Here is a 24,104-nt window from a genome sequence, read left to right as displayed (position 1 = left end):
CCCTCACCGCGTCGCCTCCGCGATCTTCGGCGCGTACTGCCGGCACTTCTCCATGGCGGCCTTCACCTTCGGGTCCTTGAGGTCGACCACGTCGAGCCGGAGCTGCAGCCCGCCGTCCGGCGACGGGTCGGGGAACTCGGGCACGCCGTTCTCCCGCATGCAGGTGGCGAGCTTGCGCAGCCGCTCCACCTGCTCCGGGTCGAGCTTGCGCTTCTCGCCGCCGTTGGGCAGGTACTGGCGGCACGCCTCCATGGCCGCCTGCACCTTCTTCGGGTCGGTGTTCCCGTCGAACCGGAACAGCCGCTGCCCGCCCGGCTCCGGGTCCGGCACCTCGACGCCGTGCTCCCGCATGCACCCGGTGAACTTCAGCTGCCGTTCCTCGTCGCTGAGCTGGGCCGCCGGGCTGGCGGACGCGGCCTGCGCCCCACCGCCCCCGGCCGTCGCCACCGCCGGCTCCTCGTCCTGGCCGTTCCCGCAGGCGGGAAGGGTCAGGGCGAGCAGCAGCGGCAGTGCGAACAGTCCTCGTCGCATGACGCTTTCCTCTCCCGGCCCGGCCGTGTGCCGGGCGCTCCGATCGGCCACGACGCACCGCCGGGCCTCCCGCCCAGTCGACGGCAAGGGGCGTATCCGGGGCGTAACGGCGGACGTTTACGGCGGCGTTATCCGGCGGGCGGCACCATGGACGGGTGAGGGTCCTGGTGGTGGAGGACGAGAGCCTGCTCGCCGAGAGCATCGCCGAGTGGCTGCGCCGCGAGGCGTTCGCGGTGGACGTCGCGTACGACGGCGGCGCCGCGCTGGAACGGCTCGGTGTGAACGAGTACGACGTGGTCGTCCTCGACCGTGACCTGCCCGGGGTGCACGGGGACGACGTGTGCCGGGCGATCGTCGACGGCGGCGGGGAGACCCGGGTGCTGATGCTGACGGCCGCGGCGGCCGTACGCGAGCGGGTGGCCGGCCTCGCGATCGGCGCCGACGACTACCTGACCAAGCCGTTCGCCCTGGTCGAGCTCTCCGCCCGGGTGCACGCGCTGAGCCGACGGGCCCGCCGGGCCGCGCCGCCGACCCTGACCCGCGCCGGCATCGTGCTCGACCCGGCCCGCCGGGAGGTGCACCGTGACGGCCGGTACGTGCCCCTGTCCCGCAAGGAGTTCGCCGTGCTGGTCGAGCTGATGCGCGCCGACGGCGCCGTGGTCTCGGCCGAGGAACTGCTGGAACGTGCCTGGGACGAGCACATCGACCCGTTCACCAACGCGGTCCGGGTCACCGTCATGAAGCTTCGCCGCAAGCTCGGCGAGCCGCAGGTGGTCGAGACCCTGGCCGGCGTGGGATACCGGATACCGTGAAGCGACTCTCCCTCCGGGCCCGGCTCACCCTGATCTACGGCGGCCTCTTCCTCGGGGCCGGCCTGGTCCTCCTCGCGGTCACCTACGTGCTCGTCGACCAGCGCACGGTGCAACCGTTCGGGCTGGCGCTGCGCGACGTCAAACCCGTGGTGCAGGACATGAACGGGAGGCTCACCGGCGACCAGGCCGAACAGCTGCGCCTCATCGTCAACAAGGCGCAGGACGACGCGCGGGACCAGACGCTGGACTCGCTGCTCACCCAGGGCGGGATCGCGCTGGGCCTGGTCTCGGTCGTGGCCATCGCGTTCGGCTGGCTGGTCGCCGGCCGGGCGCTGCAACCGCTGCACCAGATCACCGGGACCGCCCGGAGGATCGCCGGTGCCGACGTGGCCGGGCGGGGCCTGCACGAACGCATCTCCCTCTCCGGCCCCGGCGACGAGATCCGCGAGCTGGCCGACACCTTCGACGAGATGCTGGAACGGCTGGACCGGTCGTTCGACGGGCAGCGGCGGTTCGTCGCGAACGCCTCGCACGAGCTGCGCACCCCGCTCGCGCTGAACCGGTCGCTCATCGAGCTGGCGGTCACCCGGCCGGGCGCCTCCGAGGACGTACGCCGGCTGGGCGAGTCGCTGCTCGCCGTGAACGAGCGGCACGAGCGGTTGATCGACGGGCTGCTGACCCTGGCCGACTCGGAGAACGAACTCACCGCCCGGTCCCGGGTGGACCTCGCCGACGTGGCCGACCACGTACTCGACCAGGCCGCCGGGAAGGGCGACGGACCGGTCGTGACCCGGGAGCTGGCGCCGGCGCCGGTGGTGGGCGACCCGGTCCTGCTGGAACGGCTCACCACCAACCTCGTGGAGAACGCGGTGCGGCACAACGTGCCCACCGGAGGCTGGGTCCACGTCGGCACCGGCTCGTGGGACGGCCACGCGACGCTCACGGTGAGCAACACCGGCCCGGTGGTGCCGGGCTACGACGTGGAGGCGATCTTCGAGCCGTTCCGCCGGCTCGCCGGTGACCGGGTCGGCGGGGGCCGCGGGTTCGGCCTGGGCCTGTCCATCGTCCGGGCCGTGGCCCGGGCGCACGGCGGCACGGTGACGGCTCAGCCGCGCGACGGCGGCGGGCTGGTGGTCACCGTACGGTTGCCCGTGGCGCCGGCCGCACCACAGCTCTCCGCCGTGCCGGACAGCCGGCGGGCGGAGCCGGACCGGAGTCTCCGGTAGCCCGCGCTCCCGGGCAGCGGTCGCCGGCGAGGGGTCGCGGGCGCGCGGCTCAGCGGAAGAACGCGCGCAGCAGCGCGGCGCTCTCGTTCTCCAGCACTCCCGCGTAGACCTCGGGCCGGTGGTTGAGCCGGCGGTCCCGCAGCACGTCCCACAGCGACCCGACGGCGCCGGTCTTCGGCTCCCAGGCCCCGAAGACCACCGTCGAGATCCGGGCCAGCGCCAGGGCGCCCGCGCACATCGTGCAGGGCTCCAGGGTCACGACGAGTGTGCAGCCGTCGAGCCGCCACCGCCCCAGCCGTTGCGCGGCCCGGCGCAGCGCCAGCACCTCGGCGTGGGCGGTCGGGTCACCGGTCAGCTCGCGCTCGTTGCGGCCGATCGCCAGTTCGGTTCCGTCCGGGCCGTAGACGACGGCGCCCACCGGGACGTCCTCGACGGCCGTGGCCTCGGCACCGCCCTCCGCCGGACCCGGCACGGCCCAGGCCGATCCGCCCGGCGAGGCGGAATCGCCGGCCGAGCCGAAGCCTGGCCCGGCGCCGTCGCCGGCCGGGGTCGCCGGGCCGGTCACCGCGACCTCCAGCGCCCGCCGCATCCACAGCTCGTGCCGCTGCCGGCGGCCCAGGTCACCCGGGTCGGCCAGCCCCTCGTCGGCGCCCGGGCCGACCCGCCCGATCCGGCCCGGCGTCGGCTGGCCCGGCCGGACGGTCTCCAGCGCCGGATCCGTGGCGTCGGACGGCTCGCCGCCGCGTGGCAGCAGCGGATCGCCGCCGGGCGGATCAGACCTCACGCAGTTCCTCGACCTGGTCGGCGCAGCCCAGCACCTGGCAGATCTCGGCGGTCACGTCGGCGGGCAGCATGCCCTCCTCGGCGCAGAGGGAGAGCAGCTTCTGCGCGGGGATGCCCAGGTCGGCCAGGATGTCGGCGTCCCCGACCGGGTCGGCCTCGGGGTCGACGGCCGGCTGCTCGGTCTCCTCGTCGCCGCCGACCGCCGCGCGCGGCTCGTCGGTGTCCTCCAGGCCGGTCACCGACGCCTTCAGGTCACCGACCAGCAGCGCGCCCAGCTGGGACTCCTCCGCGTACGCCGAGTCGGAGCCGAAGACGCGCAGATCCTCGCCCTCGTCGAGGCGCAGGATCACCAGGTAGGTGTCGTCGGCCTCGACGAAGAGCAGCGACAGGTCGGCGTCCTGGTCGACGTCGCGCAGCCGGTCCGCGACCTCGTCGATGTCGGCGGTCCCTCGCAGGCTCACCTCGGCGGCCGTCCAGCCGCCGTCATCGCGCACCACGGCCGCAGCGAAGTACGACACGTTCCCCCCAATTGCCCTCGGCACAGCACGCCGACTCGTTACGCGTGCACGTTAGCCGGTCGGGTCGGCGGGCGACCGGTCAACGCCCCGAAGCGCCGGTCATTCGTGACAAAGTCTCCGCCGGTTCAGCCGGCGAGCTGTCGTCGCGTGGCGATGATCTGTCGCAGTCGCTCGGTGCGCAGCCGCTGCGGGCGCTCCCGCCGGCGTACCGCCCGGGCCCCGGCCAACTCGGCGAGGAGTTGCAGGCGGCGGCGGCTACGGTCGGGGTCGAGCCGCGGAGTGGTCCAGGCCATAGCTGCGAGAGTGCGTCAGCCGTGGGGCCCTCGTCAAGCCGGGCTTCGCAGCGCAGCCGAGCGGCGACGGGCCGCAGTCACCGACACCGCGCGGTGACCGATCTGACGGGTTCACCGGGCTCCCGCCGGTGACCAGAGTGCGCCCGCACCGACCTCGCGCGGGCACCGGCCTCGCGGCCTCACCACAGCGGCCAGTCCCCACTGGTCGCCCAGCGCACCGCCACGACGGCGGCCGCGATGCTCCACCCGCCGGCGGTCACGATCGCGATCCCGACGCCCACCCCCCGGTCGCCGTGCCGCACGAGCACCGCGGCGACGAGCCAGGCCAGCAGGCCCGCCACGAGGGTCCACCAGGCGTAGCCGGCGACGTCGGTGCCGAGCAGCCCGAACAGCAGCAGCCACACGAACGCGGACCCGCCCCCCGCCGCCACGCCGGCGCCGGTGACCGGGTGCGGTTCGCGGTAGGTGGGCCGGCTCGGCGGGCCGGCGGGGAAGAGCCCCGAGGGGGTACGCGACACGGGCCGGTGCGCGGCGCCCGGGTCGTACGGGTAGGGAGGCTGGCCGGTCGTCACCCGTCGCCTCCCCTCAGCCGGACCACTCGTACCACCGTACCGACTCTGCCAGGATGACCGGATGCCCTCGCCGACGACCAGACGCCGCGCGTACCCGGTCCTGCTGCTCGCCGCCACGCTGGCCGCGGGGTGCGCGACCACGCGGCCCGGGGCGCCGCCCGGCGGCGTGGTGCCGACCCCGCCGAGCGCACCGGTCACCGCGGACCAGGCGCCGGGCTCCGCCGCGCCGACCGGCTCCGCCTCGCGGGGGACGGCGGCCCCGGCCACGAGCGCGAGCGGCGGCACGGCACGGCACGTCTTCCCCGTGCGGGCCGACAAGGTCGCCTACCACCGGACGCACTCCGGATACCCGGCGACCGACATCTTCGCCGACTGCGGCGAGCCGGTCGTCGCGGTGACCGACGGCACCGTCCTGGAGGTGAGCCGCGTCGACCGGTTCGACAAGCGGGGGCCGCTCGGCCCGGACAACGGGGGCCTGTCGGTGGCGCTGCTCGGCGACGACGGCGTCCGCTACTACGGCTCGCACCTCAGCCGGATCGCGGGCGGCGTGGACCCGGGCGTGCGCGTCCGGGCGGGACAGCAGCTCGGCGAGGTGGGGCGTACGGGCAACGCCAACAACGTCTGCCACCTGCACTTCGGCATCTCGCCACCGTGCGCGGGCCAGGACGGCTGGTGGATCCGACGTGGCGTGATCTGGCCGGCTCGCTACCTGGACAGCTGGCGCAAGGGCGGCAACCGGGCACCCGCCGCCGAGGTCGGTGCGTGGCACCGCCGCCACGGCTGCCCGAAGGCACCCTGACCGGCTAGGTTCGGTGGGATGAAGGCCCGGGACCCCATCGCCGACCTGCGTCGGATCGCGTTCCTGCTGGAGCGGGCGAACGAGGCGACCTACCGGGTGCGGGCGTTCCGCTCCGCGGCCAAGGCCCTCGCCGCGCTGCCGGCCGCCGAGCTGGCCGAGCGCGCGGCCGCCGGCACCCTCACCGAGCTGGCCGGGGTCGGCGACGTGACGGCCCGTTGCGTGGCCGAGTCGATCGCCGGGGAGGAGCCGGTCTACCTGCGGCGGCTGCTCGCCACGGAGGGCAGCGACCTGGACGCCGAGGCGACCGCGTTGCGGACCGCGCTGCGCGGCGACTGCCACACCCACTCGGACTGGTCGGACGGCGGGTCACCGATCGAGGAGATGGCGCTCGCGGCGGTCGAGCTGGGGCACGAGTACGTGGTGCTCACCGACCACTCGCCCCGGTTGACCGTGGCGCGGGGGCTCACCGCCGAGCGGCTGCGCCGCCAGCTCGACCACGTGGAGAAGGTGAACGCGGCGCTGCCCGAGGGGTTCCGGATCCTCACCGGCATCGAGGTGGACATCCTCGCCGACGGCTCGCTCGACCAGGACGAGGAGCTGCTCGCGCGGCTCGACGTGGTGGTCGGCTCGGTGCACAGCGGCCTGAACGACGAGCGGTCGAAGATGACCCGCCGGATGCTCACGGCCATCGCGAACCCGCACCTGGACATCCTCGGCCACTGCACCGGCCGGATGGTCTCCTCCCGGCCGGCCGGTGTCACGGGCCCCGGCGACCGCGGGCACCGGGCGCGCAGCCGCAAGGAGAGCGACTTCGACGCGAACGCCGTGTTCGCCGCGTGCGCCGAGCACGACGTCGCCGTGGAGATCAACTCCCGTCCGGAGCGGCAGGACCCGCCGAAGCGGCTCATCCGGCGCGCGCTGGAGGCGGGCTGCCGGTTCGCCATCAACACCGACGCGCACGCGCCGGGCCAGTTGGACTGGCAGCGGTTCGGCTGCGAACGGGCGGCCCGCTGCGGCGTGACCGCCGACCAGGTCGTGAACACCTGGCCGGCGGAACAGCTCGTCGACTGGGCGCGCGGCCACTCCTGACCGGGGCGGGCGTGCCGGTGGCTCAGCGGTGTGCGGCCGGCTCCGCAGACGCCGCGGGCGCCCGGGCGGGCGTCGCGGGGACGGTCGCGCGACGCCGGCGGCCGAGCATGCCCTGCGAGACGGCGACGCCCAGCAGCACGACGAACGCGCCGACGGGCTGGTGCCAGTTCAGCCGCTCGTCGAGGACGAGCGCGCCGATCAGCACCGCGAAGACCGGGATCAGGTACGTCACGCTGGACGCGGTGCTCGCCCCCACGACCCGGATGTTGCGCATGTTGACCACGAAGGCCAGGCCGGTGCCGAGCGCGCCGAGCGCCAGCACGCTGGCCAGCACCCGTGGCGACAGCTCGGTGGGCACCGGAGGCGCCCCGGCCACCAGCGGGGTGACGATGGCCAGCTGCGCCGCGGCCATCAGCAGCTGCGCCGCCGACAGCGAGACGCCGGAGTGCGCGCTGCCGGCCACGAACCGCTTCTGGTACGGGATGGCGACGCCGTAGCAGGCGGCCGCGCCGAAGCACATGAGCTGGCCGGCGAAGTGCGCCCCGCCCACGCCCTCCCAGACGCCGAGCACCACCAGCACGCCGGCGAACCCGAGCGCGAGCCCGATGCCCCGGCGTGCCGTGAGCCGCTCGGTGCGGAACACCAGCACGGCGAGTGGGAGGACGATCAGCGGCGTCGTGGCGTTCCAGATGCCGGCGAGCATCGACTCGACGCGCTGCTCGCCGTAACCGAAGAGGGTGAACGGCATGGCCACGCCGAACGCCGCGATCACGAAGAGGTGGGCCCACACCCGAGGTTCGCGGGGCAGCCGGTCGCGGAGCACGGCGAGCACCACGAGGAGGGTCAGCGCCCCGGCGGCTACCCGGTAGAGGGTGAGCTGGAACGGATGCAGCTCCTCGACCCCGACCTTGATGAACAGGAAGCTCGAGCCCCAGATCGCGGCCAGGGCGAGGTATCCGGGCAGCCAGCTGCGGAGCGCTGGCCGGTCAGGAGTGAAGTGGTCCGGCACTCCTGACACTCTGCCGGACGCGTACGACAAAGTCGCGCGGAATTCGGACGCCCGTGTCGCACGCCACGGGCGCCGGTTCCGTCCGCCGCCCGAAGGTGCGAACACGCTCGACACGGGGCGGGCCCGGTCACGTAGGGTCGCCGTGTGGGACGAATCGACGAACTCGCGAACCGCTACGTGGCCGAGTGGGCGCCACTGAGCCCGACCGGGGCCACCTACGTCGGCATCGCCGGCTACGACGACAAGCTGGACGACCTGTCGCCCGAGGGCTACGCGGCCCGAGCCGACCTGACCCGTCGCACGCTGGCCGACCTCGACGTCACCGAGCCGGAGACCGAGGCGGAGCGGACCGCCAAGGAGGCCATGCAGGAGCGGCTCGGCCTCGACCTCGCCCGCTACGAGGCGGGCGAGACGACGAGCGAGGTCAACGTCATCGCCAGCGCGCTGCACGACCTCCGGATGGTCTTCGACCTGATGCCCACCGAGGGCGAGGACGCGCAGGCCAACATCGCGACCCGGCTGAACGCCTTCCCCGCCGCGGTGGAGGGCTACAAGACCACGCTGCGCGAGGCTGCCGCGGCCGGGCACGTCAGCTCGAAGGTGCAGCTCATCGAGACGGCCAAGCAGTGTGACATCTGGGTCGACCCGAACGGCGACAACGTCTTCCACGGCCTGGTCGAGCGGCTCGGCGCGCAGGGCAGCGTCGGCGCCGAACTGCGCCGGGGTGCGGCGGCGGCCACCGCCGCGACGGCGCAGTTCGGCCAGTTCCTCCGCACCGAACTCGCCCCGCTCGGCCGGGAGAAGCAGGCGGCCGGCCGGGAGCGCTACGAGCTGGCGTCGCAGTACTTCCTCGGCGCGAAGGTCGACCTGGACGAGACGTACGCCTGGGGCTTCGCGGAGCTGGCCCGCCTGGAGAGCGAGATGCGGCAGGTGGCCGCACGGATCGCGGGCCCGGGCGCGACGGTCGACGAGGCCGTCGCGGCGCTGGACGCCGACCCGGCCCGGACGATCCAGGGCAAGGAGGCGTTCCGGGACTGGATGCAGTCGCTCGCCGACAAGGCGATCGGCGAGCTGCACGGCACGCACTTCGACATCCCGGAGCAGGTACGCCGGATCGAGTGCTGCATCGCCCCGACCAGCGACGGCGTCATCTACTACACCGGTCCGAGCGAGGACTTCTCCCGCCCCGGCCGGATGTGGTGGGCGGTGCCGCAGGGCATCAGCGAGTTCTCCACGTGGCGGGAGGTCACCACCGTCTACCACGAGGGTGTCCCGGGCCACCACCTCCAGGTCGCGCAGACCGCCGTCCGGGCCGACCTGCTCAACCGCTGGCAGCGGCTGCTCTGCTGGGTCTCCGGCCACGGCGAGGGGTGGGCGCTCTACGCGGAGCGCCTGATGGACGACCTGGGCTACCTGGAGGACCCGGGCGACAAGCTCGGCATGCTCGACGCGCAGGCGTTCCGGGCGGCCCGGGTGATCGTCGACATCGGCATGCACCTGGAGCTGGAGATCCCGCGCGACAACCCGTTCGGCTTCCACCCCGGCGAGCGCTGGACGCCGGAGCTGGGCTGGGAGTTCCTGCGCGCCCACTGCCGCATCCCGGACGAGAACCTGCGCTTCGAGCTGAACCGCTACCTGGGCTGGCCGGGCCAGGCGCCGTCGTACAAGGTGGGCGAACGGATCTGGCTCCAGGCGCGGGACGAGGCGAAGGCCCGCAAGGGCGCCGACTTCGACCTGAAGGAGTTCCACCGGCAGGCCCTGGACCTGGGCTCGCTCGGGCTGGACCCGCTGCGCCGGGCGCTCGCCCGGCTCTGACCGCCGGGGGACCGGCGCCGACCGAACTCGACGAAGGGCCGGGAGCCAGAGGCTCCCGGCCCTTCGTCACGGTCAGGCCAGTTCGATGTTCAGCGGGCCACGGGTGTTCGCGGTCAGGGTGTCGCAGTCGATGTACGCCAGGTTGATGTCGACCTTCGTGAAGGTGATCGGCACCGGCGAGGTGATCGGGATGCCGTCCGGGAACGGCAGGTCCGGGGTCAGGGTGACCTTCAGGGGACCGAGCCACCCGACGAACCGCGTCGCGAAGAACCGCACGTCGCCCTTCACGATCAGCTGCTCGGTGACGTACCGGACGGTCTTCCCCGCCGGGCCGTCGACCGCGAGGACGAAGTCGTTCGTGACGGCCTTGTCCATCGTGAACATCAGCGTCCTGAGCGTGCCGTCGGCCGTGTCCAGCTCGGCGATGCCCTCGAAGCGCAGGCCGGTCATCGTCTGCGAGGAGCCGGTGAGCTTCCCCGGCTTGGCGGCGACCCTCGGCAGGTCGTCGTCCGTGGCGACCATGGGCAACGGCTTGCCGGGCTCCACCTCCCGCGGCGTGGTGGGTGTCGGGGTCGGGCACCGGCCGGGTTCGGTGCCGCCGGGCTTCGGCGCACGGGCGGGACGCTGTGGCGTCGGCTCGTCGGTCGACGCGCTGCGGGACGGCGTGGCCGAGGGCTCGCCCTCCGGGCTGGCGGTGGGGGACGGGGACGCCGTCGCGGTGGTGTCCTTCTCGTCCGAGTCACCGCCGGTGAGCAGATCGGTGATGCCGCCGACGATGTCGGTCAGCAGGTTGCCGTCGGACGACTTCTCGGGGTCCGCGCTGGCCGGGGCCGAGGGGGTGGCGGCGCTGGACGACGTGGCGCTGGCTGTCGACTCGGCAGTTCCGGTCGGCTTCGCGGTGGCGGTCGGCTTCGCGCTCTCCGTCGGCTTCACGCTCTCCGTCGGGGTGGGGCAGGACGGCGCGGCCACCGCCGGCCCGCTGGTGCGGAGCCCGAGCAGCCCGGCCGCGGCGGCCGTCGCCACGACCAGCAGGATCGCGTACGTCCTCGGCTCGCGGTGCCGGCCACCCTGCGCCGGCCGCTCCGGGTCCGTGACGGGGAGCGCGACGGTGTCCGGCCCCGTGCCCTGGGCCGGCTCGGTGGGTGCCGACTCCCGCAGCGGGTTGCGCGGCGGCGGCACCGTGTCGGTGAGCACTCCCGTGTGCTCCTCCTCCCGCTGCCGCGGCATCAGGTCGTCGACGAGCGCTGGCTCACCGGCACCGGTCCAGTCGGCGGGACGCTCCTCCGCGATCTCCTCGTCCGCCGCCGGCTCGTCCACGGGCGGCGGGGCGACCGGCCTCTTCACGGGCACCCACGCGAACCCGAGCGCGCTGCCGACCATGCCGAGGACCAGCCCGACGAAGAAGCCGCCCAGGTTCACGCCGATCAGCGAGTAGACCGCTGTCACGGCCGCGACCACGGCGTAGAAGATCCGTTGTGCGGGGCTCAGCCAGAGAAGCAGGCCGCAGGTGAACAGGATGGCGGGGATCAGCCACGCCAGGAAGCCGGTCGGACCCATCTTGACGGAGAGCCCGTCGAGGGACATCTGCGTGCTTCCGAAGATCTCCAGGCCGGCCAGCATGGTGAACAGCCCGGCCCAGAACGGGCGCTGCCGCCGCCAACGGCGGAACCCGCGCCACGTCCGGCCCCACCAGCCGGAGCGGGCGTTCTGCGTCTCGGCGGTTGTCACGTACTCCTCCTGGCGGTGCCGACGGGGTGGGACACGGACGAGGCCCGCGGAGGGAGCCCTCCGCGGGCCTCGGGGTCAGATCAGAAGCATTCCTTGGCGTCCGGGCCCACCTTGAGGCCGAGCTTCAACCCGTTGAGCGTGAACGTGCCGGCGCTGGTCGACCACGCCACCTGCTTGAGGTCCTTGATGACGACCTTGTCGGCGTCCTGCCCGAAGGACTTCGGCAGCGCGTGCTCGTTCAGGTCGGTGGCGTCGCGCCCGATCTGGATGTTGGTGAACTCCGCGTTGCCCTCGAGGGACTCCATGTCGATGAGCAGACCCTTGGCCGTGGCCGGCTTGCCGCCACCACCGGCGTTGATGGTCAGCACGATGTCCATCCCGAGCACCCGGGACTTGACGGACTGGCACAGGTTGTGGAGTTCCGCGGTGCCGATCTCGGACACGGCCACCGGGTGGACCGTGTTGTCCTTCTCCTTGACCATGCCGCCGTACTGCTTGAAGTCGTGGCCCACCAGCTCCGAGGCGCCGACCTTGAACGTCTGACCGGAGACGTTGAACGACGCGGCGATGGCGCCGTTGGCCATCCCCAGGACTATGCCGCCGGCCACGACGGTCGCGGGGACCATCATCGCGGCGAAGCGGCGCCACCGGGTGCCGCCGCTCAGCTGACGGTCTTCCGATTCACTCACGGGGTCCTCCTCGACGGGGGTGTCGTCACCGATCGCGCACGCGATGCGGGACTGGGAAAGAGCGAGCGCTGCGCTGCCGTGGTGTGCCATCAGCGGGGCACTGCACGCGGATGGATGCTCTCGCGAAGGGACCTACGTCACAAGACCCTAGCTACTGACCGGTAACAGGGTGGGTCCGCCGAGCGCCACCGCCGCTACAAGCCGTTAACCCGCGGGTGCGGCGGGTCGGCTGACAAATGCGCTTTATTACGACAATGTGGCCGGTAGGTTTCACCGGTGGTAGCCGAGCAAGCCCTTCATCACAGTTCAGTAACGGCAGGCTGTCAAAGCGCTGAGGGTGACCCGATCCCGACCGTCCGGACGAGGCGGCGGTCAACTGTCCCGCCCGTCGGCGTCGAGCCACGAACCGAGCAGATGGCGGTCGATGGAGTCGACGCGGCCGAGCGGCCGGCCCGCGGCCACCCGCGCACGGAGCTCCCTCCGGGTGAACCACCGCGCCTCCAGCAGTTCCACGCCGTCCACCCGGACCTCGTCGGACACCGCAGTGGCGCGGAAACCGACCATCAGGCCGGCCGGGAACGGCCACGCCTGCGATCCCTGGTAGACGAGGTCGGTCACCGTCACACCGACCTCCTCGGCCAACTCCCGGTGCACCGCGTCCTCCAGGCTCTCGCCCACCTCGACGAACCCGGCCAGGGTCGAGTACGAACCCTCCGGGGAACCCGCGTGCCGGGCCAGCAGGCAGCGGCCGGGCTCGCCCGGCGCCTCCACGAGGACGATGACCGCCGGCTCGATCCGGGGGAAGTGCAGCCGCCCGCACTCCGCGGCCGTGCAGACCCGCACGTGGCCGCCCGCGCGGGCCGCCGTCGTGGCACCGCAGGCGCCGCACCACCGTTGCTGGCGGTGCCAGTGGAGCAGACCCCGGCCGTACGCCTGGGCGGCCGCCTCGGCGGCGCTGAGCCGGCCCGCGAGCCGCCGGACGTCCACGGCCGACGCCGCACCCGCCACGTCGAGGGCCCGTGCCTCGGGCTGCCCCGTCAGGTCCGCCGCGAACACCGCCGCGCCCGCGTCCAGGCCGAGGAAGACCGTCTCGTCCGCGACGGCGAGCACCCGCGCCGCCGCGTCCCCCGTCAACCGCACCGGGACGTCCTCAGCGGTCACCAGGCAGCGGTCCCGCCACAGCGCCAGCACCGCCGTCCGCTCGTCGGACCTCAGCGCCGCCAGTCGCTCCGCGTCGGCGCGGACGTCACCCGCCCGGTCCAACCACCCACCGCCGTACGCGAACACCCGCTCGCCGCTCATGCCGTCACGCTTTCACGGCCGCCCCGACGACCGGCGGGCAGGCCCCACGTCGAGACGGCCGACCCCGTCCACGGCGGGCGTGAGGGGTGCCGGAACCGCACGCCGGCCCCCCGGCACGGCCGGGCCGTCCGGGCGCGACACGCCGGGCGACACGCCGTGCGGGGACGATCGGACGGCGACTGCCGACCCGGCCGGGCGTTCGTTACCGTAGGTGTCCGCGCGGGGAGAGTCCCCGGGATGGCACGTCGCGATCGAGGTAGCTGTGACGCTGTACGGCGAGAACCGTCCGCCCGCCGACGACCGTCCCACCGTGCAGGTCACCGCCGTCACGTGGCCCGTCGAGGAGCCCGAACCCACACCGCCGGCCACGCCCCGCCGCCCCCGCCGGCTGCGGCTGCTGGTCGCCGCGGGCGCCACCGCCGTGATGCTGGCCGGCGTGGCGGGTGCCGGGGCCTACGCGTACGCCGGCGACGTGCCGCGCGGCACCGTCGTCCTCGGCGCCGAACTGGGCGGCCGCAGCCGCGCGGAGGCGGCCCGGGAGCTGCGCGCCGAGCTGGACCGGCGGGCCGCCGCACTCGCCGCCCCGCTGACCGTACGCGTCGGGGAGCGGACCGCCGAGATCGTGCCGGGCGACGTGGGCCTCACCGTCGACGTGGAGGCGACAGTGGCCGCCGCGGCGAAGGCCGACGCGCATCCGGTGAGCCGGCTCGTCGGGTCGCGGTCGGTGCGGCCGGTCGTGTCGGTGGACGTCGACCGCCTGCACACCGCCCTGCAGAAGGTGGCCGGTGACCAGGTCCGGAAGATGACGATGCCGGCCATCACGTACGCCGGCACCACCCCGAAGGTGGTGCACCCGAAGCCGGGCCTGGCGCTCGACCCGCAACGCTCGGCGGAGGCCGTCCGGACCGGGTGGCTCGACGGGCAGCCGGTGACCGTGCCGCTCGTCGAGACGCAGCCGGCGACCAGCGCCGAGGAGGTGCAGCGCCTCGTCGACGAGCTGGCCCGCCCGGCGGTCGCCGCGCCCGTGAAGGTCACCACCGACAAGGGCTCGGTGACGATCCCGCCGAAGGCCATCGCGCGGAGCCTGCGTTTCAGCGCCGACGAGACCGGCAAGCTGACCCCGCGGGTGGACGTGAAGCGGCTGCGCGCCGCCCTCGGCGACGACCTGGCGAAGATCGAGGTGGCGCCGCGCAACGCGCGGATGAGCATCTCCGGTGGACGCCCCAAGGTGGTCGACCAGGGCCGCCCCGGCCAGCAGCTGGACGCCGTGGCGCTCGCCCGGGACCTGCTCGCCGTCCTGCCCGACGCCGACGGCCGGGAGGTCACCGGCCAGCTCAAGCCGGCGCAGCCGGAGCTGACCGCGGAGAAGCTGGCCGGGCTCGGCATCAAGCAGAAGGTCTCCTCGTTCACCACCCGCTTCACCGGTGGCCTCTCCTCGCCGCGCAGCCAGAACATCGTGACGATCGCCAAGGAGGTCGACGGCACCGTGGTGCTGCCGGGCGAGACGTTCTCCCTCAACGGGCACACGGGGGAGCGCGGCTACGCCCAGGGCTACCGGGACGCACCCGTCATCCTCGACGGGAAGCTGGTGCCGGGCGTCGGTGGCGGCACGTCGCAGTTCACGACGACGCTCTTCAACGCCACCTACTACGCGGGCCTCGAGGACGTCGAGCACAAGCCGCACTCGTACTGGTTCGACCGCTACCCGCCGGTCATCGAGTCGACCATCTTCTGGCCGGACCTGGACTTCAAGTTCCGCAACAACACCCCGTACGGCGTCCTCATCGACACCTCGTACACCTCCAGCACGATCACCGTGTCGATCTGGAGCACGAAGATCTACGACAGCGTCAAGACGGAGTACGGCCCGCGGCGCAACATCACCACCCCGCGGACCATCTACCTGGAGCCCGGGCCGTCCTGCATCCCCAGCAACGGCATCAACGGCTTCACCCAGGACGCGTACCGGGTCATCCGCAAGGACGGCAAGGTCGTCAAGCGGGAGAAGTTCACCTGGCGCTACGACGCGGAGCCGCGCTACGTGTGCGGCCGCGAGCCCTCCTGACGCGGGTCACGGCCCGCCGCAGCCCTCGTCGTACGCGGGCTCAGCGGCGGGCCTCCGCGAGCGCCTGGCGTACGCCGTCCGCGTCCCGGTCGGCGAGGTAGACGGGCGTGCCGGGCTCCTGGCGCCAGCTGTCGTCGAGGCTTCCCCCGTCGACGGGGTCGAAGCCGAGGGCGTCGACCAGTTCCATCACCGTCCGCTTGGCCTCGGGGTCGTCGCCGGCTACCGGCAGCGCGATCCGGTCGGGGGCACCGGCCGGGCGCCCGTTCTCCAGCAGGTGCTGGGCCTGGATGGTGTTGAACGCCTTCACGAGCCGCGCGCCGCGAAGGTGTTCGGCGGTCCACCGGCTGGACGCCGTGCCGTCCATGAGTTCCGGGATGTCGCCGTCCCGGTCGGGGTAGTAGTTGTCGGCGTCCACCACGAGCTTCCCGGCGAAGAGGCCGTCGCCCGGTAGGTCGGGCACCCCCATGAGGGGTACGGCGACGACCACCACGTCCGCACCGCGTACGGCCTCCTCGACCGTGGCGGTCTCCGCGCCGGTCTCGCCGGCGAGGGCGCGCAGCGTCTGGGGGCCACGGGAGTTGGAGACGGTGACGTCGTGCCCGAGGGCCGTGAACCGTCGGGTGAGGGTGCCACCGATGTGCCCCGAGCCGATGATGCCGATCCTCATGCCCGCCCCCTGGTCGTCGCGACGCGATCCGTCCTCGACGCTATCGCCGATCGTGGCGGCGGTTCAGGGAAACGGCGGACACCGGGCGTGGGCCGCGAGGCCGCGAGTGGAAAAGGTCCGTAAACGGTGTCAGGGCCACCCCCTGTAAGGGGGTGACCCTGACCGAAAGAATGTCCGGCGGCGTCCTACTCTCCCACACCCTCACGAGTGCAGTACCATCGGCGCTGGAGGGCTTAGCTTCCGGGTTCGGAATGTGACCGGGCGTTTCCCCTCCGCCATGACCGCCGTAACTCTATCGACATATCAAACAACACCACCGTTTGGGTGTGTTGTTCGTTTGTCGGGAGTTGCACAGTGGACGCGTAGCAGCTTTGTAAGTCAAGTCCTCGGCCTATTAGTACCGGTCGACTGAACCCGTTACCGAGCTTACATCTCCGGCCTATCAACCCAGTCGTCTAGCTGGGGGCCTTACCCACTAATAGTGGTGGGATACCTCATCTTGAAGCGAGCTTCCCGCTTAGATGCTTTCAGCGGTTATCCCTTCCGAACGTAGCTAACCAGCCGTGCCCCTGGCGGGACAACTGGCACACCAGAGGTTCGTCCGTCCCGGTCCTCTCGTACTAGGGACAGCCCTTCTCAAGTATCCTACGCGCACGGCGGATAGGGACCGAACTGTCTCACGACGTTCTAAACCCAGCTCGCGTACCGCTTTAATGGGCGAACAGCCCAACCCTTGGGACCTGCTACAGCCCCAGGATGCGACGAGCCGACATCGAGGTGCCAAACCATCCCGTCGATATGGACTCTTGGGGAAGATCAGCCTGTTATCCCCGGGGTACCTTTTATCCGTTGAGCGACACCGCTTCCACACGCAAGTGCCGGATCACTAGTCCCGACTTTCGTCCCTGCTCGACCCGTCAGTCTCACAGTCAAGCTCCCTTGTGTACTTGCACTCAACACCTGATTGCCAACCAGGCTGAGGGAACCTTTGGGCGCCTCCGTTACCCTTTAGGAGGCAACCGCCCCAGTTAAACTACCCACCAGACACTGTCCCTGAACCGGATAACGGTCCGAAGTTAGATACCCAAATCAACCAGAGTGGTATTTCAAGATTGCCTCCACCCGCACTGGCGTACGAGCTTCACCGGCTCCCACCTATCCTACACAAGCCAATCCGGATACCAATGTCAAGCTGTAGTAAAGGTCCCGGGGTCTTTCCGTCCTGCCGCGCGTAACGAGCATCTTTACTCGTAGTGCAATTTCGCCGGGCCTGTGGTTGAGACAGTGGGGAAGTCGTTACGCCATTCGTGCAGGTCGGAACTTACCCGACAAGGAATTTCGCTACCTTAGGATGGTTATAGTTACCACCGCCGTTTACTGGCGCTTAAGTTCTCCGCTTCGCCCCCGAAAGAGCTAACAGGTCCCCTTAACGTTCCAGCACCGGGCAGGCGTCAGTCCATATACATCGAATTACTTCTTCGCATGGACCTGTGTTTTTAGTAAACAGTCGCTTCCCCCTGCTCTCTGCGGCCATACAACGCTCCACCCGCGCGGGGCTTCACGTCTCCGGCCCCCCTTCTCCCTAAGTTACGGGGGCAATTTGCCGAGTTCCTTAACCACAGTCCGCCCGATCGCCTCGGTATTCTCTACCTGACCACCTGTGTCGGTTTGGGGTACGGGCCGCTCGGAACTCGCTAGAGGCTTTTCTCGGCAGCATAGGATCACTGACTTCACCTGAATCGGCTCGGCATCACGTCTCAGCCTCATGGCGTGCGGATTTGCCTACACGCCGGCCTACACGCTTACCCCGGCACAACCACCGGCCGGGCTCAGCTACCTTCCTGCGTCACCCCATCGCTTGACTACTACCCGCCAGGTTCCCACGCTCCCCGCAGTCGGTCCGAAGACCGCCCACAGTTCGGGTGGTTAGCACAACGAGGTTCGTCAGGGTCGCTCCTACGCGGGTACGGGAATATCAACCCGTTGTCCATCGACTACGCCTCTCGGCCTCGCCTTAGGTCCCGACTCACCCAGGGCGGAATAACCTGGCCCTGGAACCCTTGGTCATCCGGCGGAAGGGTTTCTCACCCTTCTTTCGCTACTCATGCCTGCATTCTCACTCGTGCCGCGTCCACAACTCGGTCACCCGGCTGCTTCACCCCCGGCACGACGCTCCCCTACCCACCCACACACCTGCACCAGACCCCCAAAGGAATCCGGCGAAGTACCTGTGTGAGTGCCACAGCTTCGGCGGTGTGCTTGAGCCCCGCTACATTGTCGGCGCGGAACCACTTGACCAGTGAGCTATTACGCACTCTTTAAAGGGTGGCTGCTTCTAAGCCAACCTCCTGGTTGTCTATGCGACCCCACATCCTTTTCCACTTAGCACACGCTTAGGGGCCTTAGCTGGTGATCTGGGCTGTTTCCCTCTCGACTACGAAGCTTATCCCCCGCAGTCTCACTGCCGCGCTCTCACTTACCGGCATTCGGAGTTTGGCTGATTTCGGTAAGCTTGTGGGCCCCCTAGACCATCCAGTGCTCTACCTCCGGCAAGAAACACACGACGCTGCACCTAAATGCATTTCGGGGAGAACCAGCTATCACGGAGTTTGATTGGCCTTTCACCCCTAACCACAGGTCATCCCCCAACTTTTCAACGTTGGTGGGTTCGGCCCTCCACGCGGTCTTACCCGCGCTTCAGCCTGCCCATGGCTAGATCACCCCGCTTCGGGTCTAGGACACGCGACTCAACGCCCTATTCAGACTCGCTTTCGCTACGGCTCCCCCACACGGGTTAACCTCGCCACATGCCACTAACTCGCAGGCTCATTCTTCAAAAGGCACGCCGTCACCCCAAAAAGGGCTCCGACGGATTGTAGGCGAACGGTTTCAGGTACTATTTCACTCCCCTCCCGGGGTACTTTTCACCATTCCCTCACGGTACTCGTCCGCTATCGGTCACCAGGAAGTATTTAGGCTTACCAGGTGGTCCTGGCAGATTCACGGCAGATTTCAGGAGTCCGCCGCTACTCGGGAACACCCACAGAAGACCAGCAGCTTTCACCTACCGGACTATCACCGTCTACGGTCAGCCTTTCCAGACTGTTCGACTAACCACTGGCTTTATCACTCCTCGAGTGCATGTCAGTACACTCAGCAGGGTCCCACAACCCCGACCACGCAACCCCTGACAGGTATCACACGCAGCCGGTTTAGCCTCAATCCGCTTTCGCTCGCCACTACTCACGGAATCACATGTTGTTTTCTCTTCCTACGGGTACTGAGATGTTTCACTTCCCCGCGTTCCCCCCACACACCCTATGAGTTCAGGTGCGGGTGACTGGACATGACTCCAGCCAGGTTCCCCCATTCGGACACCCTGGGATCACAGCTCGGTTGACAGCTCCCCCAGGCCTATCGCGGCCTCCCACGTCCTTCATCGGCTCCTGGTGCCAAGGCATCCACCGTCCGCCCTTGACAACTTGACCACAAAGATGCTCGCGTCCACTGTGCAATTCTCAACAAACGACCAACCCACAACCCACAGCCCCACACCAGCACCACCCGAAAGCAGCCGGTATGCGAGGCCAGGCCATGCCTGGCAACCTCCCCCACCACAGTGGGGGCATAGTTCCGAAAGAGACAACCACCGGTTGTTCTTTCAGGACCCAACAGGGTGCTTACCGCCCCGCCCAGCCGCGCCGGAGCTCGTTCCACCACCCCCACAGGGATGCGTACTAGAACCCGACCGTTGCCGGACAAGACTGGCCAGTGTCTCCGCCATTGAGCACCCCGCCACCACACTCGGGCAGCGCGGGCTCCATGCCAGCTTTCGCTGGATGGTGCTCCTTAGAAAGGAGGTGATCCAGCCGCACCTTCCGGTACGGCTACCTTGTTACGACTTCGTCCCAATCGCCAGCCCCACCTTCGACGGCTCCCTCCACAAGGGTTGGGCCACCGGCTTCGGGTGTTGCCGACTTTCGTGACGTGACGGGCGGTGTGTACAAGGCCCGGGAACGTATTCACCGCAGCGTTGCTGATCTGCGATTACTAGCGACTCCGACTTCACGGGGTCGAGTTGCAGACCCCGATCCGAACTGAGACCGGCTTTTTGGGATTCGCTCCACCTCACGGTATCGCAGCCCATTGTACCGGCCATTGTAGCATGCGTGAAGCCCTGGACATAAGGGGCATGATGACTTGACGTCATCCCCACCTTCCTCCGAGTTGACCCCGGCAGTCTTCGATGAGTCCCCGGCCGAACCGCTGGCAACATCGAACGAGGGTTGCGCTCGTTGCGGGACTTAACCCAACATCTCACGACACGAGCTGACGACAGCCATGCACCACCTGTGACCGCCCCCGAAGGACCCGACATCTCTGCCGGTTTTGCGGCCATGTCAAACCCAGGTAAGGTTCTTCGCGTTGCATCGAATTAATCCGCATGCTCCGCCGCTTGTGCGGGCCCCCGTCAATTCCTTTGAGTTTTAGCCTTGCGGCCGTACTCCCCAGGCGGGGCGCTTAATGCGTTAGCTGCGGCACAGAGAACCGGAGAGGCCCCCCACACCTAGCGCCCAACGTTTACAGCGTGGACTACCAGGGTATCTAATCCTGTTCGCTCCCCACGCTTTCGCTCCTCAGCGTCAGTATCGGCCCAGAGACCCGCCTTCGCCACCGGTGTTCCTCCTGATATCTGCGCATTTCACCGCTACACCAGGAATTCCAGTCTCCCCTACCGAACTCTAGCCTGCCCGTATCGACTGCAGGCCCGCAGTTGAGCCGCGGGTTTTCACAGTCGACGCGACAAGCCGCCTACGAGCTCTTTACGCCCAATAAATCCGGACAACGCTCGCGCCCTACGTCTTACCGCGGCTGCTGGCACGTAGTTGGCCGGCGCTTCTTCTGCAGGTACCGTCACTTGCGCTTCGTCCCTGCTGAAAGAGGTTTACAACCCGAAGGCCGTCATCCCTCACGCGGCGTCGCTGCATCAGGCTTCCGCCCATTGTGCAATATTCCCCACTGCTGCCTCCCGTAGGAGTCTGGGCCGTGTCTCAGTCCCAGTGTGGCCGGTCGCCCTCTCAGGCCGGCTACCCGTCGTCGCCTTGGTAGGCCATCACCCCACCAACAAGCTGATAGGCCGCGAGCCCATCCCAGGCCGAAAAACTTTCCACCAAGCGCCATGCGACGCCAGGTCCTATCCGGTATTAGCCCCGGTTTCCCGGGGTTATCCCAAAGCCTAGGGCAGGTTGCTCACGTGTTACTCACCCGTTCGCCGCTCGAGTACCCCGAAGGGCCTTTCCGCTCGACTTGCATGTGTTAAGCACGCCGCCAGCGTTCGTCCTGAGCCAGGATCAAACTCTCCAACAAAAACTTGGAAAATCATCCCAGCAACAAAAGTTGCCAAAGGAATCCCCACCAGATCAGACCACAAAAGCCCAACCCAGCACGGGGCAATAAATCAAATTGGCACTGGCTTATCAAGCACCCTGTTGAGTTCTCAAAGAACAACCACACACCATCCGGAAACCCCCCACCAAGGAGGACCCCCGTCCGGGGCGCATCGTCCCACACCCACCGCTCCCGCGCCGGGCACTTTTACTACGTTACCTCACCGTTTCCGCCGCGTCAAACCGGTCTGTCCCGGTCTGTCACGCTTCACAGCTCGGCCCCGACGAACACACGCAGCAGCGAACCACCACACGCGATCATCGGATTCAGCAGGCCGGCCGCCGCGATCACTCGCAAGCACGCCCGGTGCCCTGCCGGTCGTCCACCATACCCGGTCGGCTCCGCCCCACCAAATCCGCCTCACGGCGAATCCGGGGCACCGCCCGGTACCGGGTCCAAGGGGTGCAACCCCGCCGATCCCGGCGCCATTCCCGGCCCAGGACACCCCGGACTTTCGTCCCGTTTGCCCCGTTCCGCGCTGGCAGAGAGAAAGGTACGTGGCTCCCGCCATGATCGTCAAATCGGGGTGCCGCGTCCCGCGTCACATCATCTTCGGACGCCGATCTTCCCAGGTCACGCGCTCAGGACGGCGATGCTGGCAGGTCCACGGCCACATGTCAGGGCGGGCACACACCGGAGAGGGCTGCCCGGACGGTTCGACCGACCCGCAACCGGAGGCCGCTCACCAGACCCGGGCCTGCGCACCAGCCGACCCCCGGACCCGGAGCGCCGGCCCGGCTCCACCGGCGAAAGGTCAGGCGCCCGACCGCCGTCGCCGGGCGGCGAGCACTCCGCGGACGCCGAGCACCGCGACGGTCGTACCGATGGCCAGCGACGCCGCGATGAGGAGGGCGTGCACCCAGAGGAAGCTGGTGGGCGTGCCCTCCGCCACCGTGCCCGTCGACCAGGCCCGGGGGTCGTTCCAGATCGCGACGGCGAACCTCGGCCAGATGACCCAGGTCCAGACACCGACCCCGGTGAGGAAGAGGGCCCAGCCACGCGACAGCACCATGGGTGCCCAGTATGCCAGCGCCGGATCGCCCGCCGCCCCTTGCTGATCCCCAGCTCAGCAGCGCTGCGAGCGGTCGGCCCAGGACCGCTACCCCGCGGATGCGGCGCCCGTTGTCGGCCACCGTTCGCCCAGGGAAGGGATCCCGGATCAGAAGCAGGTGCCGATGCCGCCGATCGCCGGGTTCGCGCGGTCGTGGTAGCTGATCGTTCCGCTCAGGTCCGCCGCGTACCCGCCCCAGATCGCGCACCCGCCCCGGACGTACGCCCTCGCCGGCCCGGCCGCGTACGCCCGCGGCCCCTTGTCGAGCTGCGTGGGCAGGTGCTCGGCGGACAGGTGGACCTGGGTGCGGGTGGGCGTGCCGACGTACGCGGACTTGATGGTCACCGCGCAGGCGTGACCGGTGAGCGCGTTGTAGAGGAGGTGGACCGTGCCCAGCCGGACCCCGGTCCGGGCGTCGTGGATCGGGTCCTGGTCGGTGGTGAGGTAGCCGGGGCCGCAGAGCGCCTGTGGCGTCCAGGGGGTCGCCGCACGGGCGGCCGTGGACCCGACCCAGGTCGCGATCGCGATCACCAGCACGATGACGGTGGCCGAGCGGCGAATGGCGCGCTGCATCCGCGTACCTCACTTTCTCTCCGCACGAAATACCGCAACAGAATGGCGGCCCGGGATGACCGCCGCGAATGTGTCGGACGGACACCACCGCCGGCCGCCGTCTGTGCACGACGGCCGGCACACCGGCCGTGGCCTGCGGTGATGGCTCACCCATGACCCTGCGGCGACGCCGTATGAGGTATTTCTCTCCCGGGTTGATCCGCGCGCCCGCGTCGGCGGGCCTGTTTTCCCGGCGGTCGACCCGGGCACTGTCTGGGCAAATGACCGCGGAAAGACGACCCCGGCCGCGGAAAGACGAGCCGGCTGTGAAAGACGACCCGGAGGTGCAGGTATGCCATCGCCGTTCGACCCCTGGGCCTGGCGGGACCCGTCCGCCCTCGCCGGCGGGTACGCCGGAGCCTCGCCCGACTCCCCGCCGCCGGACGACGACGGCGGTCCGAACGACGGCGGTCCGAACGGCCGTGGTCCCGACGCCCCTGGTCCCGGCACCCCCATCGAGCTGGCCGGCTACCGGGTGGAGGCCGTCGACGGGCGCATCGGCTCGGTCGACGAGGCGAGCGGCGACGTCGACGCGCGCTACCTGGTCGTGGACACCGGACCGTGGATCCTCGGCCGGAAGGTGCTGCTGCCCGCCGGCACCGTCACCCGGGTCGACCACCTGGAGCGGACGGTGCACATCGACCGCACCCGCCAGCAGGTGAAGGACTCCCCGGCGTTCGACCCGCAGGAGTACGGGCGGCCGGAGTACCGGGACCGGGTCGGCGACTACTACGCGGAGAGCTACCGGCGGGGCTGAGCCGGGCGGGGCCGCCAGGTCGGGGTGCCGCGGCTATCGTGGTAGCCATGGCCCGGCCGAGCATCTGCGCGCCGGAGGTCGTCACGGCGATGGACGGCCTCCCGCTCGGCGTACCCACCGGCCCGGCCCGTCGCGGCCTCGGCCGCGAGCAGATCATCGACGTCCTTCGTGCCGGCGGACTGCGGTTCCGCGACGGCGCGCGATGGCGGTTGGCTCACTGAGCGCGTCCGCTGACGCGGTCGGCTCACTGAGCCCATCCCACTGATCCGGTGGGGCGGAACGTCCCGCCCCGGCCGGCGCGCGCCCGCGCACACCTCACCAGTCACCACGCACGAAAG

20 protein-coding genes and 3 rRNA genes are annotated in these 24,104 nt (G+C 70.1%); 8 read left to right on the top strand and 15 right to left on the bottom strand.

Annotation, left to right across the window (positions count from 1 at the left end):
* Positions 1-3 precede the first annotated feature (3 nt).
* Positions 4-531 (bottom strand): hypothetical protein, encoded by a 528-nt coding sequence (locus OG994_RS26285; RefSeq protein WP_120329774.1) that lies wholly within the window; start codon positions 529-531, stop codon positions 4-6.
* 155 nt (positions 532-686) lie between these two features.
* Here OG994_RS26285 and OG994_RS26280 point away from each other — a divergent pair, with 155 nt between their 5' ends.
* On the top strand, positions 687-1,343 hold the full coding sequence (locus OG994_RS26280; RefSeq protein WP_328851319.1) for a response regulator transcription factor: 657 nt from the start codon (positions 687-689) through the stop codon (positions 1,341-1,343).
* On the top strand, positions 1,340-2,569 hold the full coding sequence (locus tag OG994_RS26275) for a sensor histidine kinase (protein WP_120329772.1): 1,230 nt from the start codon (positions 1,340-1,342) through the stop codon (positions 2,567-2,569). The genes OG994_RS26280 and OG994_RS26275 overlap by 4 nt, the downstream gene beginning before the upstream one ends.
* A gap of 49 nt (positions 2,570-2,618) precedes the next feature.
* Here the strand turns inward: OG994_RS26275 and OG994_RS26270 are convergent, their stop codons facing one another.
* The 4 genes from OG994_RS26270 to OG994_RS26255 all read right to left on the bottom strand — a co-directional run bounded on the left by OG994_RS26270 (position 2,619) and on the right by OG994_RS26255 (position 4,735).
* Positions 2,619-3,158, bottom strand: a complete 540-nt coding sequence (locus OG994_RS26270) for a nucleoside deaminase (protein WP_328853799.1) — start codon at positions 3,156-3,158, stop codon at positions 2,619-2,621.
* A 184-nt stretch (positions 3,159-3,342) separates the two neighbouring features.
* Entirely contained in the window at positions 3,343-3,870 is a 528-nt protein-coding gene (locus tag OG994_RS26265) for a tRNA adenosine deaminase-associated protein (protein WP_328851318.1), read from the bottom strand.
* Between the two features lie 125 nt (positions 3,871-3,995).
* Positions 3,996-4,163: a hypothetical protein gene (locus tag OG994_RS26260; RefSeq protein ID WP_192902192.1), complete on the bottom strand. Its 168-nt coding sequence runs from the start codon at positions 4,161-4,163 to the stop codon at positions 3,996-3,998.
* Positions 4,164-4,342: 179 nt separating this feature from the next.
* Positions 4,343-4,735 carry a hypothetical protein gene (locus tag OG994_RS26255; protein WP_396845410.1) on the bottom strand — a complete coding sequence of 131 codons (393 nt, stop codon included), beginning with the start codon at positions 4,733-4,735 and terminating at the stop codon, positions 4,343-4,345.
* 61 nt (positions 4,736-4,796) lie between these two features.
* Between OG994_RS26255 and OG994_RS26250 the strand changes: the two genes are divergently transcribed.
* Positions 4,797-5,534, top strand: coding sequence for a M23 family metallopeptidase (locus tag OG994_RS26250; protein WP_328851317.1), 738 nt, complete (start codon positions 4,797-4,799; stop codon positions 5,532-5,534).
* An 18-nt stretch (positions 5,535-5,552) separates the two neighbouring features.
* Positions 5,553-6,623: a PHP domain-containing protein gene (locus OG994_RS26245; RefSeq protein WP_328851316.1), complete on the top strand. Its 1,071-nt coding sequence runs from the start codon at positions 5,553-5,555 to the stop codon at positions 6,621-6,623.
* A gap of 22 nt (positions 6,624-6,645) precedes the next feature.
* On the opposite strand, the gene OG994_RS26240 is transcribed toward OG994_RS26245, so the two are convergent.
* Entirely contained in the window at positions 6,646-7,632 is a 987-nt protein-coding gene (locus OG994_RS26240; RefSeq protein ID WP_328851315.1) for a DMT family transporter, read from the bottom strand.
* Positions 7,633-7,776: 144 nt separating this feature from the next.
* Between OG994_RS26240 and OG994_RS26235 the strand changes: the two genes are divergently transcribed.
* On the top strand, positions 7,777-9,447 hold the full coding sequence (locus tag OG994_RS26235) for a DUF885 domain-containing protein (protein ID WP_328851314.1): 1,671 nt from the start codon (positions 7,777-7,779) through the stop codon (positions 9,445-9,447).
* Between the two features lie 72 nt (positions 9,448-9,519).
* Here OG994_RS26235 and OG994_RS26230 read toward each other — a convergent pair whose 3' ends face one another.
* The 3 genes from OG994_RS26230 to nudC form a co-directional block, all read right to left on the bottom strand.
* A complete protein-coding gene (locus OG994_RS26230) occupies positions 9,520-11,175 on the bottom strand; it encodes a DUF6114 domain-containing protein (RefSeq protein ID WP_328851313.1) in 1,656 nt (551 codons plus the stop codon).
* An 80-nt stretch (positions 11,176-11,255) separates the two neighbouring features.
* Entirely contained in the window at positions 11,256-11,804 is a 549-nt protein-coding gene (locus OG994_RS26225) for a DUF6230 family protein (RefSeq protein ID WP_120329927.1), read from the bottom strand.
* A 432-nt stretch (positions 11,805-12,236) separates the two neighbouring features.
* Positions 12,237-13,166, bottom strand: a complete 930-nt coding sequence (gene nudC / locus OG994_RS26220; protein ID WP_328851312.1) for an NAD(+) diphosphatase — start codon at positions 13,164-13,166, stop codon at positions 12,237-12,239.
* Between the two features lie 262 nt (positions 13,167-13,428).
* On the opposite strand from nudC, the gene OG994_RS26215 reads away from it, so the two are divergent.
* Positions 13,429-15,231, top strand: coding sequence for a VanW family protein (locus tag OG994_RS26215; protein ID WP_120329763.1), 1,803 nt, complete (start codon positions 13,429-13,431; stop codon positions 15,229-15,231).
* Positions 15,232-15,271: 40 nt separating this feature from the next.
* Here the strand turns inward: OG994_RS26215 and OG994_RS26210 are convergent, their stop codons facing one another.
* From OG994_RS26210 to OG994_RS26185, 6 genes are all read right to left on the bottom strand, one after another.
* The gene (locus OG994_RS26210) at positions 15,272-15,898 is read right to left on the bottom strand and encodes an NADPH-dependent F420 reductase (protein WP_120329762.1); all 627 of its coding nucleotides are present in this window, start codon (positions 15,896-15,898) and stop codon (positions 15,272-15,274) included.
* A 172-nt stretch (positions 15,899-16,070) separates the two neighbouring features.
* Positions 16,071-16,187, bottom strand: a 5S ribosomal RNA gene (gene rrf / locus OG994_RS26205).
* Between the two features lie 85 nt (positions 16,188-16,272).
* Positions 16,273-19,386 (bottom strand): 23S ribosomal RNA (locus OG994_RS26200).
* Between the two features lie 365 nt (positions 19,387-19,751).
* Positions 19,752-21,265, bottom strand: a 16S ribosomal RNA gene (locus OG994_RS26195).
* The 16S, 23S and 5S rRNA genes sit together here, the layout of an rRNA operon.
* Before the next feature lie 835 nt (positions 21,266-22,100).
* On the bottom strand, positions 22,101-22,358 hold the full coding sequence (locus OG994_RS26190) for an SCO4848 family membrane protein (RefSeq protein ID WP_120332158.1): 258 nt from the start codon (positions 22,356-22,358) through the stop codon (positions 22,101-22,103).
* Between the two features lie 147 nt (positions 22,359-22,505).
* Complete coding sequence (locus OG994_RS26185) at positions 22,506-22,970, bottom strand: hypothetical protein (RefSeq protein WP_328851311.1); 465 nt, start codon at positions 22,968-22,970, stop codon at positions 22,506-22,508.
* Between the two features lie 331 nt (positions 22,971-23,301).
* Between OG994_RS26185 and OG994_RS26180 the strand changes: the two genes are divergently transcribed.
* Together OG994_RS26180 and OG994_RS26175 are read left to right on the top strand one after the other, a co-directional pair.
* Positions 23,302-23,766, top strand: a complete 465-nt coding sequence (locus OG994_RS26180) for a PRC-barrel domain-containing protein (protein WP_120332156.1) — start codon at positions 23,302-23,304, stop codon at positions 23,764-23,766.
* Positions 23,767-23,813: 47 nt separating this feature from the next.
* Positions 23,814-23,987, top strand: a complete 174-nt coding sequence (locus OG994_RS26175) for a hypothetical protein (protein WP_158610195.1) — start codon at positions 23,814-23,816, stop codon at positions 23,985-23,987.
* Positions 23,988-24,104 lie beyond the last annotated feature (117 nt).

The organism is Micromonospora globbae, from assembly GCF_036184225.1.
GTDB classification, from domain to species: domain Bacteria; phylum Actinomycetota; class Actinomycetes; order Mycobacteriales; family Micromonosporaceae; genus Micromonospora; species Micromonospora globbae.
Note: the sequence above shows the minus strand (reverse complement) of the source record. Positions and strands in the feature narration are given on the sequence as shown.

Bases quoted from the DNA above. Each gene is read 5' to 3' on its own strand.
- OG994_RS26285 (WP_120329774.1), bottom strand. From the start codon at position 531: ATGCGACGAGGACTGTTCGCACTGCCGCTGCTGCTCGCCCTGACCCTT.
- OG994_RS26270 (WP_328853799.1), bottom strand. From the start codon at position 3,158: ATGCGGCGGGCGCTGGAGGTCGCGGTGACCGGCCCGGCGACCCCGGCC.
- OG994_RS26260 (WP_192902192.1), bottom strand. From the start codon at position 4,163: ATGGCCTGGACCACTCCGCGGCTCGACCCCGACCGTAGCCGCCGCCGC.
- OG994_RS26250 (WP_328851317.1), top strand. From the start codon at position 4,797: ATGCCCTCGCCGACGACCAGACGCCGCGCGTACCCGGTCCTGCTGCTC.
- OG994_RS26245 (WP_328851316.1), top strand. From the start codon at position 5,553: ATGAAGGCCCGGGACCCCATCGCCGACCTGCGTCGGATCGCGTTCCTG.
- OG994_RS26225 (WP_120329927.1), bottom strand. From the start codon at position 11,804: ATGATGGTCCCCGCGACCGTCGTGGCCGGCGGCATAGTCCTGGGGATG.
- nudC (WP_328851312.1), bottom strand. From the start codon at position 13,166: ATGAGCGGCGAGCGGGTGTTCGCGTACGGCGGTGGGTGGTTGGACCGG.
- OG994_RS26210 (WP_120329762.1), bottom strand. From the start codon at position 15,898: ATGAGGATCGGCATCATCGGCTCGGGGCACATCGGTGGCACCCTCACC.
- OG994_RS26190 (WP_120332158.1), bottom strand. From the start codon at position 22,358: ATGGTGCTGTCGCGTGGCTGGGCCCTCTTCCTCACCGGGGTCGGTGTC.
- OG994_RS26185 (WP_328851311.1), bottom strand. From the start codon at position 22,970: ATGCAGCGCGCCATTCGCCGCTCGGCCACCGTCATCGTGCTGGTGATC.
- OG994_RS26180 (WP_120332156.1), top strand. From the start codon at position 23,302: ATGCCATCGCCGTTCGACCCCTGGGCCTGGCGGGACCCGTCCGCCCTC.
- OG994_RS26175 (WP_158610195.1), top strand. From the start codon at position 23,814: ATGGCCCGGCCGAGCATCTGCGCGCCGGAGGTCGTCACGGCGATGGAC.